Below are 11,409 nucleotides of genomic sequence, written 5' to 3' on the forward strand. Positions count from 1 at the left end.
CTAAGCGGAGAAGAGCCCATTTGTTTATTCATATTCATTACTTATTGAATAAAATGCGTGAGCAATCTCTGATTAATGTCGTTTCATTTATAGGGTAAATGGTTGTGTGAACAAGGTTTCATCTTTTTTTAACGTTACGTTAGACAATATTTTCATTAACACCTTTGGATAGGAAACAGATATGTTGTATTTGGAATTTTTATTCCTGCTATTAATGCTCTATATAGGCTCACGCTACGGTGGTATTGGCCTTGGTGTGGTTTCTGGTATTGGCTTGGTCATTGAAGTTTTTGTCTTCAAAATGCCACCCACATCACCACCGATCACCGTCATGTTGATCATTCTTGCCGTTGTCACCTGTGCTTCAATACTCGAAGCGGCTGGCGGATTGAAATACATGCTGCAAGTGGCAGAACGTTTACTGCGTAAGAACCCGAAAAATGTCACTTTGATTGCACCGTTCGTCACTTACGCAATGACGTTTATGCTGGGTACTGGCCATGCGGTGTATTCCATCATGCCGATCATTGGTGATGTGGCACTGAAAAATGGGATCCGTCCTGAACGTCCAATGGCTGCGTCTTCTGTTGCTTCGCAAATCGCGATTACCGCTTCCCCAATCTCAGCGGCCGTTGTCTACTACCTTGCTCAATTGTCGAATATTCAACACGAGATCACCTTGCTCTCTATTTTGCTGGTCACTGTACCTGCGACCTTATTCGGTACGCTGTTGATGTCTTTGTACAGCTTGCGCCGCGGGAAAGAACTAGATGATGATCCTGAGTATCAAGAACGTCTGCAAGATCCAGTGTGGAAAGAGAAAATCCTAAACACAACCGCGACAACGCTGAATGAAACGTTACCCGCAGCAGCGCGTAATTCTGTGTTGATTTTCATTGGTGCGATATTAACCATAGTCGTGCTAGCGATGGTGCCAGAAACACGCACTATTGTTGAAGGCAGTAAACCGATCAGTATGGCGGTGGTTATCCAGATGATGATGCTCTGCTTTGGCGGTATCATTTTACTGGCAACCAAAACCGACCCACGAGATGTACCAAACGGTGTGGTATTCAAATCAGGTATGGTAGCGGCAATTGCCATCTTCGGTATCGCTTGGATGTCGGATACCTATTTCCAATACGCGATGCCGCAGTTTAAATCAGGCATTGTTGAGATGGTTACCGACCATCACTGGACCTTCGCGCTTGCACTATTCATTGTTTCTGTTGTGGTGAACTCACAAGCCGCAGTAGCGGTGATGATGTTACCTGTAGGCCTCGGGCTAGGTTTAGAACCTGCGCTACTGGTGGGATTAATGCCCGCACTGTACGGATACTTCTTCATTCCAAACTATCCGTCAGATATTGCAACGGTCAACTTTGATACCACAGGAACCACCAAAATCGGTAAGTACTACTTCAACCACTCGTTCATGTCCGTCGGTTTAATTGGCGTCGTGAGTGCGTGCTGTTTAGGTTATGTGCTGAGCCAAATCGTCATTGGTTAACCCACTGTAATGCCCCCAGACTGATACAGTGCTGGGGGTGTGTTTACTGCTAAATAAAAAAGTGCACCCAACTGAGCCTGAAGCCGTTGGGTGCACTTTTTCTTTATTTAACTGCCCTTTTCTTTATTTAAACGTCATGCTTGATAATGTTGTTGTCCAATAAGAAACCAACAATGTCAATCGACGCCATGCCATCAAAATTGAATTGGCTGGCAAGATCTTGCACCACAATGGTTTGATGTACGTTATTGTCCGTCAGAATTTCCAATTCCACATCCGTCGTGTTGGTCATCACTTTCGCTTCTATCTGATGAGAAGTGTGTAGCGAAACGAGCAGTTGATCCATGGGCAAATGTAAATCGGCCACAACATCAGTGAGATCTATCACATCACCTTCACCAGCGTTGAAATCAGTGATAGTGTCGGTTTGCTCATCAACAGTATCGAGCGTCCATTTAAATATGTCAGCGCCACTTCCCCCGGTTAAGATGTCGGCACCAAGCCCGCCAATCAAGGTATCATTTCCGCCACCACCCACTAAGGAGTCATCACCATCGCCACCTTCAAGGTGATCATGACCACTGCCTCCTAGCAACTGCGCTCCAACATTACCGGCGAGCAATTGCGCATCATCCCCGTTCGTTGATTGATCAATCGTGCTACCGTCAGGCAATACTTCAATCGCAATATCAATTGATGCAGAAGCTGCACGGCTACCATCCGTTTCTGTTGAGATAGCCGCTACCGACAGAGTGTGTTGCCCTAAATCGAGCCCGCTAACCTGTAATCCGTCGATAGCATCAGCGGAAACAATCCACACTCCGTTTTGCTCAATCACACTGCCCGAGCTACTAGAAAGCGTAGCGCCACTTGGCAGACTGTCGATCTCCAATGACAACACTTCATGGCTATCCGTTAATGCCGCGATTAACCCCAGCAATGCAATACCTTGAGCGCTGATACTTTGGCTAACATACGTCTGCTTCATATAATTAAAGCTCGGATCAAGGGTTAATATCGGCGTATTGGCTTTGGGCGTCACCGCAATACTGACGGTTTCTGTCTCTTCTAGCGCCATACCAGAAACATTGTCGGCATAAACACCACCATCATTGGCCTTAATTGTCAGATCAATATGGTCACTACCAATCGCGGTGGCATCAACAAAAATGCCGCTGGCGGGATCGCTGCTATTAAGTAGTGCGTTGATATCCGATAACGTGCCTTGTAGGACAAGTTCTCCAGCCAAATTGGTGCTCTGCGTGACAGAACTTAACGCGGGGATCACGGCACTGAGCAAACCTTCGCTCACGCTCAAAATCACCGTCATGGGGTCGTTGGCATGTGAGCCTGCATAATCGATATCACTCACACTCAAACCGGTGACCTTTTGCCCCGCCTCTTCATCAATCGTTGTGGTGACCGTAGCACTATCAATGGTGGGCGCATCATTGACCGCCTGAACATCAACTAAAACAGTAAACTCACGCGCAGGCCCCAAATGTTCCGTACCGTCCAGCCCTGTATCGACCGACTGTACTTTAATCGTCAGATCTCCCGCCCAAGTGTCCTTATGCCAATCACCAGAATTAAAAATCAGTTTATCTAAGCTTTGCGCATCGGCATTCAACAACCATACTCCACCGCCGATGTAAGTCCCCAGCGTGCCATCAGGCAATGCAATACTTGCTCCATCTGGCACTCCAGAAACTTCAATTCTCAACGTTTCTGGTGAGTTTTCACTATGGTTCGTACCAGCTGCAATGGAATCGGCTTTATCGATAATTTGCGCGTTGATATCAATTTCAATGTCAACGCCTTCATCGCCAGCGCCGTTAGTCACTGGTTCAACATCCACCACATCCCCAACGGGCGTAATATCTAATCTAAAGCTGCCGTTATGCTCTACTGGCACACCGAGTAAGGATTCTTCGGTGAAGACCTTAATACCAATTTCAACTTCGCCACTAAAGTTCTTCGCAGGTTTCATCGCAATATCGGATAAATTGATCGAGGTTTGTGCTGGGTTGTTAATCTGAATGCTCCACTCACCACCACCATTATTTTTCACGGTATAGTCAGAAGAGAGAGAACTCACGACAAAATCCGTCGGCACCCCAGTAAGCTTGATCGACACAAATACCTCAGAGCCATCTGTATCGGTCAGATCAACGGTAAATTCGGAACCCGGTTTAGAAAGGACAATCCACTCATCTTCCAGACCGCTCACTTCAATATTGCTGCTACCACCACTGGAAATAATGACGTCGTCTACCACTGGCGTCACATCAAAACTTACTTGTGTGGTAAATGGTTTATCAGCATCAGTATTAGCCACACCCAACGCATTGGCATTGGTATCATCAAATTGCGTAATATCAGTCACTTTCCCCGCCACGGTAATGTTGACGGTATTATCATCATCGCCAGTCGGATAATTGGGTGCGGGTTTGAAATAAACATTGTCTAATGCCGCAGGTAGCTGAGGCTGACTAAAAGTGATACTGGTACCGAGATCATTGCCTTGCGCATCAACAAAGGTTCCGATATTGGTTCCTTGTAGGGTTAAGGTGACTTCGCTCAGCACCTCTTGTCCTTCCGTAGCGCTATTGCGAATATCAGCAAGGTCAATGTCGAGCGAAAGATGAATAATACCATCTTCATACCCGGTGCCGTCATTGGTCGGAACGTCGGACGAGCTTGAAGTCGGCTGATGATTTGCATCTAACCCAAGCGAACCTTCTACAGTCAATGTCGCTTTAGGGGTAATGTCATCATCTTGCGGTTGATGCGTTCCGGGAACATCGGCCACAGGAGAAACTGCCACTGGGATTTGCGTACTGAAGGTTTTTTCATCACCAGAAGCCGTGTCTGTCGTCACAAAAGTAATCGGCAAATTAAAGTCGCCCGCGTAATCTTCAGGTAGATGCAGATGCAGATTTTCTAACCCTGAAATCGAGCCATCGGTATTCACGGTACCTTTGTATACATACAAGCCATCAACGAAATCAAAATGACCACCAGATAAACTTGCGCCAACTGGCAACACACTTTGCGCGATGACAATACTGAGCTCATCTTCTACACCATCAAAACCTGAAGCGCTCACCATCAATTTATCTTGAATTTGCTGACCTAAATTAATGGCGTTATCTTCGATGCCTAATACAATATCATCCGCATTGCCAGCTAAAGTAATGTCAGCCGCTACCGTGTTGTTGCCCGTGGCCGTGAGCGGAAATTGTAAGGTGAGCTCTGATTGCACTTGTCGAACTACTTTGGCTTCAGAGCTATCTTCCCCTTGGTCATACACTTGGGCAAAAATGGTCACAGTGATGTCGTTATAACCATCACCATCAGGATCGTTACCACTACCTAATGTCAGGCCATTCGGTGCTTTTACACTGAAATTCTGCTCATCAACAATGGTCCATGAACCATCCCCATTATTAATGGCACCAGTAATCAGTAGTTGATCAAGTACCTGTGGCGTAATATTGCTAAAACGCACCACCAGTTGGTCGACCACTTCTAATGATTGGTAACCTTCTGTCGATTGAGTGTCTGCATTATCAAAGCGTATAACGTTCGCATCAGGCTCGCCGCCGGCCGCATCATTAATAGTAAAATAGATCGCACCAGAGGCATCTGCGACAGCTTTGTTTGTGACTACGCCGTTGTCTTCAACACGCAGTTGTCCATCAGCTTCAACTATCGGCCTTACCGTGACATCAACAGAGCCATGAATGACTTTCGAAGCAATACCTTCGCCAGAATTGATTGCATCGACGTATTCGTTGTCTTGCTCTTTAACCACAATCTCAGTGCTCAAGGTAAAATCAGTACTGGAGTGTTCTGGTGGCTGAACTTGAACGTAACCAGTTGTCAGCACTTGCGCTGAGAAATCTTGATCGCTCTGTCCCAGTGCGGGGGTCAAAATGAGCTTGCCGTCACTATCTAAGGTCGTGACAACACCATCGACGTAAATAGTACTACCTGCTGGGAAGCCAGAAAGTGTAACAGAGGCAAAATATTCATCAGCATCAAGATGTTGTTCCTCTTCTGGCTGCCAATGAACATTAATGCGGCTGTCCTCGTTACCAAGCGAGTGTGATTGATAGTTGTCAACAACATCAATCACCGGTGCCACTTTAATGCGAATTTCCGACTCAATTTGACGCGTATGTCCATCATTTTCAGTAACGATGGTGGTCATTTTGATGTTGATGTTTTCGGTCGATGAATGAGATGGCTCAACTCGAATACCTGAATCAACCTGCGCTGAAGTTAGATTCGCCTGATAAATAGGTTGCTGCGCAGTATCGTAACCAACAAATACCAAGTTAATCACGCTACCAACACTGTCATACAGTTTGACACCATCTGGAATGTTCGACAGTAAAACGGTGATCGACTCAGAGCTGTCCGCTGGATTATCCGCAAGCTCACCGGATAACACACTAAAGCCAAAGCCAACGGATTGATTTTCATCAATCGTCGTTTCAATCACTTGCAGACCATTTTCACTAAATTCATTCCAAGTGTTAGTACTGTTTGAGTGAAAATCAATGGTTGGAATGTCTGCTACGCCCTTAACTGAAACATTAACCGTCTTAGCACCTAACGAAATTTCATCTGCCACCGCACCCGTAGAAAGATTGACCACATCTTTAATAATCCCTTCAACAGAGAAGGTAAAATCAGCGTTACTATGTAACGGGGGTAGCACTTCAACTTGGTCAAGATATTGTTCAGGAACTTCATAATAAGTATGACCATTGGCATCGGTTATTTGGGATATTTCGCTGGCTCCAGCTCCCAACCAAATCAGTGTGACACCTGTTTCTGAAAAATCAGAGAGACGCACATAGAGTGTTTCTGAACCATCAGAATCAACGGATCCGGCCATCGTAATGACTTCACTTAATAACAAGGGATCGTGATCTGTGGTGGGGTCAACGGTATTTTGCGTAGCGGCATTATCTTCAAAAACATTGATTCGATTGACAGAGAAGCTACCCATATCGGCAACAGGGCTAACATCTATCACGATTTCTTTCGTTTCTGATCGGGCGCTCTCTTTACCAACGTGAGCGTTATTTTGCTCGGTCGTGATCGCTGTGATATCAAGTTTGATCTGACCACTGAAATTATCATTGGGGTCAACTTGTACTTGGTTAATGTTACTCGTACTAACAAGATAATAGTGACCTGAAGCATCCGAGCTCATTACAACCGGCGTACCATCGGCATAAACTAGCTGCGCCTCACCTTCACCTTGAGTAAAGCGGATCTCATACAGGATTGTTTCGGGGGTACTGTTATCTTGTGTCTGCGCTAAAACATCGAGAGTAATATTGTCACTATCTTCTACTGCATCATAATGAAATTGGCTGCTTGAGGTCCAAGTCGCAATATCGGCCACACTTTCCACCTCAATGCGCAATTTCCCGTTCACATTATGATCATGCAGGCCATTATTCAAAACCTGCACAGTAATATTGAGTTGGAAGCCACCGTTAGCGCTGGCATAGTGACGGTCAGGCACAAAATACAAGTTTTCAATATTAGCAACACTGCCTGTTAAGCTTTGCTCAACCGCATCAGCCGGTAGTACAAACCGTCCACTGACGACCTCTAGTTTGACATAGACACCAGAGTCGTTGAGATAATAAAAATCACCATGAGCATTACTGGCCGTGATTTTCACTTCGCCAAGCGATTCGTTTCGATCTAAATCGTGCAGGTTGACTCGCAAATCCACTTTAAGTGGTGAAGTATCTAAACCCGACTGGTTATCTTGGCTATTAGTGATTTGATTGGGGTCGTTAAACAAAATAGTGACGCCATCGCGTCCAGCATCTTCAGCGCCAATAACATTAGCAACTGTGATAGTGGCATTTCTATCAAGAATATTGATGTTCAACTGTTCGGTTGAGGCATCGCCATCAAAGTCTTGCGCAGTGACATCGACAGTAAATGAAATGGTCGGATCATCACCATGTTCAAGGCTAGCAACTGGTTTAAATGTCGCGTTACCGTTAGGCGTAATCGTCAGTGTGCCTAAGTCGCGCTCAACACCATTTTTTATTTCGACAACTGTGACCGTTTTTGTGATGCCGTTAAGTTCAATTTCATTCGCTAAGCTTGCGCCATTGCCATCCCTAAATTGAATATCACGACCCACTTCATCAACGGCCACAAATTTAGTGATCGCACCATGATCTGCACCTTGAGTATCCGGTGAGGTATTGTTGTCTTGGCTAAATAAATTGACTGTTTTTATCGCCGTATTTTCAACACTAGTGATGCTTTTATCATGCAAAGTTGGAATATCATCAACAATCGATATTGGCAAACTCACTGACGCTGAAACATCGCCATCTCTATCAGTTGCAGTAATCGGAAGATCTAAAATAAAGAGATTTTCGCCAGCAGCAGTAGGGTGGTCGATGGCTTTAAGCAGTTCAAATTGGTAACTATCGGCCGAGCCATTTAACGTGAGACGAAAAACCACGTCCATCGTATTCTTAATCACCGCCTCATAAACAGTGACACCATTACTGCTTGAAATTTGGATGATCTCTATCTCTTGACCACCAGACGTTAAATTCTCGACAGGCGTTACAAGATCCGATAATTGATAACTGACAATACCATCGGCACCGTCAATCACATCAAAATGTCCAGCAATAACGGTGCTGTCTGAACGATCAGAACCAATCGTGGCTAAGTCATCTTCATCCACGCTCTGTTCGCTACCGGCGCGAATGCCGACAATCGTTGGCTTGTCATCAACAATAGTGACAGGCAGTAGAATATCGGAGGCATCGCCATCATAGTCCGGCGCCACCACGTTGAAATTCACCAGTCGCTCATCGCTGCCTGCGGCGTGATCAATCGGACCTTGCAAAGTAAAACGATAACTGCCATCTGCGTTAAGCACTAAGCTAAACACCGCATTGCCACTGGGTGTGGTGCTGGCTTGGTAGTGGTAGTTACCATTGGCATCGATTGTCGCCGCGCCCAAGATCACCGCTTCGCCTTGCGAGGTTAAGCCCGCAAGCGGGTTACTGCTGGTATCCAACTGATAGCTCACCACCTTATCAGCGCTTTGAGTGGTAAACATTCCCTCAGCGAACAGCGGCTCTTTGCTACTGCCTGAGCCCAGCGCTAAATCGTCTTCGTCAACGCTGAGCGCTTGCACGCCGGTGATTATTGGCTGATCATCATGGATGGTGACGGGCAGCAGAATGTTGGCGCTGTCGCCATCATAATCGGTTGCCACTACCTTGAAATTCACCAGCAGCTCATCGCTCCCCTGCGCATGGTCAACAGGACCTTGCAGGGTAAAACGATAGCTACCATCCGCATTGAGCACCAAACTAAACACCGCATTGCCGCTCGGTGCAGCGCTAGCTTGATAGTAGTAGTTGCCGTCGGCATCGATTGTCGCCGCGCCCAAACTCACCGCTTCACCTTGCGAAGTTAGGCCTGCAAGCGGGTTACTGCTGGTATCCAACTGATAGCTCACCACCTTATCCGCGCTTTGAGTAGTAAAAACTCCCTCTGCAAACAACGGCTCTTTGCTGCTGTCTGAGCCTGACGCTAAATCGTCTTCGTCAACGCTGAGCGCTTGCACGCCCGCGATGATTGGCTGATCATCATGAATGGTGACAGGCAGCAGAATGTTGGCGCTGTCGCCATCATAGTCAGTTGCAACCACCTTGAAATTCACCAGTAGCTCATCGCTCCCCTGCGTATGGTCAATTGGCCTTTGTAGGGTAAAACGATAACTGCCATCTGCGTTAAGCACCAAGCTAAATACCGTCTGACCGCTTGGGGTAGTACTTGCTTGATAGAGGTAGTTACCGTTGGCGTCAACTGTCGCCGCGCCCAATACCACACTTTCACCTTGCGAGGTTAACCCAGCGATGGGGTTGATGCTGGTATCAAGCTGATAACTCACTACCGTATCGGCCCCTTGGGTGGTGGTGAAATAGCCTTCGGCGAACAACGGCTCTTTGCTACTGTCTGAGCCTGACGCTAAATCGTCTTCGTCAACGCTGAGCGCATCCACGCCAATGATTTCAGGTTTATCGTCAATAATGTTGATTGGTAAACGCACACTTTCAGAGCTATCACCATCATAATCGGTTGCCAATACCGAAAGGTTGAGTAATAACTCATCACTATTGACTGGATGATCCAGCGCGCCTTGTAACGTAAACTGGTAACGACCGTCTGGGTTTAATATCAACTCAAAAATAGGCTGGCCATTGGCGCTCGCCTGATAGGTATAAACCCCGTTCAATGACGAGGAAGAGGCCAATTGCACCGCGACACCAGCCGAGGTTAACCCCGCCAACGGATTAGCACTTAAATCCAACTGATAGCTTTCAATTTGATCAGAACCCAATTGGGTATCAAACTGTCCTGAAACGGTAATCGTCTGTGAAGCACTGGCATCCGAGCCGATATTTGCCAAATTATCCTCATAAACGGACGTCGACGGTTCATCGGACATAACAGGGTTATTACCATCACCAATACTGATTGCGATAGAAATCGGCGAGCGAATAGGATTTCCACCCGCATCAGAACCGGTTACATCAAATTGAATCGCAATTTGATCATTGGCAAAAGAAACTAAGCCACCTCCCACGGAGGGAACATGGTCAATCGGTTGACTAATGGTCGTCACTATCTCTAAGTTGATGTCTTTACCGACAGACGTCGCCACTAAATCAATCCGTAGCACTTCACTGCCGTCAAGTTCACCGACAATATGGTTAGCCGTAGCATCATAACGAAAGCTTACTGATCGCCCAGCCGAAGTAATATCGCTATTCAGCTCTGACAATAGCGCAGCTAATGAAAGGGATTCAGGGACAAAAGAGGCGGCATCCAGTGGCAGATCTCCCGCCACGATTAAAACATTTGCCGTCACTGATTGTGGATACGAACTTAGTGAGAGCGAACCTTCAACTAATGCCGCTGATAATGATTCACCCCCAGCGGTAAAACGCAACGGACTCAAATTCGTTTCAGTCAATGATTGCTGAGCATCACGCCCTGCAGTTTCGAAAAACGTACTCGCCAATACTTCTGCAAAATTGTAATCAATGGTGATGAAGCCAGCATTTGCAGAGCCTTCACCACCTGCTCCGGCGGCGGTTGCTTCAAGTATTTGGGTCGGGTCTTGGCCATCTAAAATGGCTTGTTGAATAGCGGCTATATTATCCGCATCAAAATTGGCCTCATTAAGTTGGGTGAGATCAGCGTTAATGTCGCCCGCGACAGGAAACTGGATCAGATCCATTGATGTATCGTGTTCTAACACAGTGTCACCAAAGCACGCGACGCAGTTTTGTTCGACCACCGCCACTTGCCCATTGATAAACAAAGTGACCGATGAATGATTAACCGTGATTAATATTTCACCTTTCATCAAGGAGTCACCCACCGTCACTTGACGCGCGTTACCTTTGGCATCGACAGCAATAACATCCCCCACCACTTCGCTTACTGACGCAGGCTGAACAACCACTTGTAAATCCATAAGGCCCCCAAATACTTCTCGACGATGAGATAGATGAAAAAACGATCAGTAAACTAATTGTTAGTTTAGTCGCAATTGATTATGCAATTTTATATTTCTGTAGATTACATTTTAATCTAATTGTGCGTTAAAGGCTCACCAGCGTCAAAATGGAGTCGCGCTAGGCACTAACCCCATAAAAAAACACTATCGACTTGTATATTAAGAAAATTATGAAATTGGAAATGAGCAACAAAGCCTTTGAAAAACAGATAACTGCTCTTTCATCTCACTTTTGAGACAAGACTCTAGGTTACGTTTAGAAATTAATTACTTATAGGGCTCTTCTCCGCTTAGA

Annotated in this window: 2 protein-coding genes; one reads left to right on the forward strand and one right to left on the reverse strand. The window is 46.1% G+C overall.

The window, feature by feature from the left end; genetic code table 11:
* Positions 1 to 181 precede the first annotated feature (181 nt).
* Positions 182 to 1,510 carry an anaerobic C4-dicarboxylate transporter gene (locus PL85_RS11865; RefSeq protein ID WP_019282634.1) on the forward strand — a complete coding sequence of 443 codons (1,329 nt, stop codon included), beginning with the start codon at positions 182 to 184 and terminating at the stop codon, positions 1,508 to 1,510.
* 127 nt (positions 1,511 to 1,637) lie between these two features.
* Here the strand turns inward: PL85_RS11865 and PL85_RS11870 are convergent, their stop codons facing one another.
* Positions 1,638 to 11,072 (reverse strand): retention module-containing protein, encoded by a 9,435-nt coding sequence (locus PL85_RS11870; RefSeq protein WP_115339920.1) that lies wholly within the window; start codon positions 11,070 to 11,072, stop codon positions 1,638 to 1,640.
* Positions 11,073 to 11,409: the final 337 nt, after the last annotated feature.

Origin of the sequence: Vibrio anguillarum, from assembly GCF_001989995.2 — a bacterium.
Classification (GTDB): domain Bacteria; phylum Pseudomonadota; class Gammaproteobacteria; order Enterobacterales; family Vibrionaceae; genus Vibrio; species Vibrio anguillarum.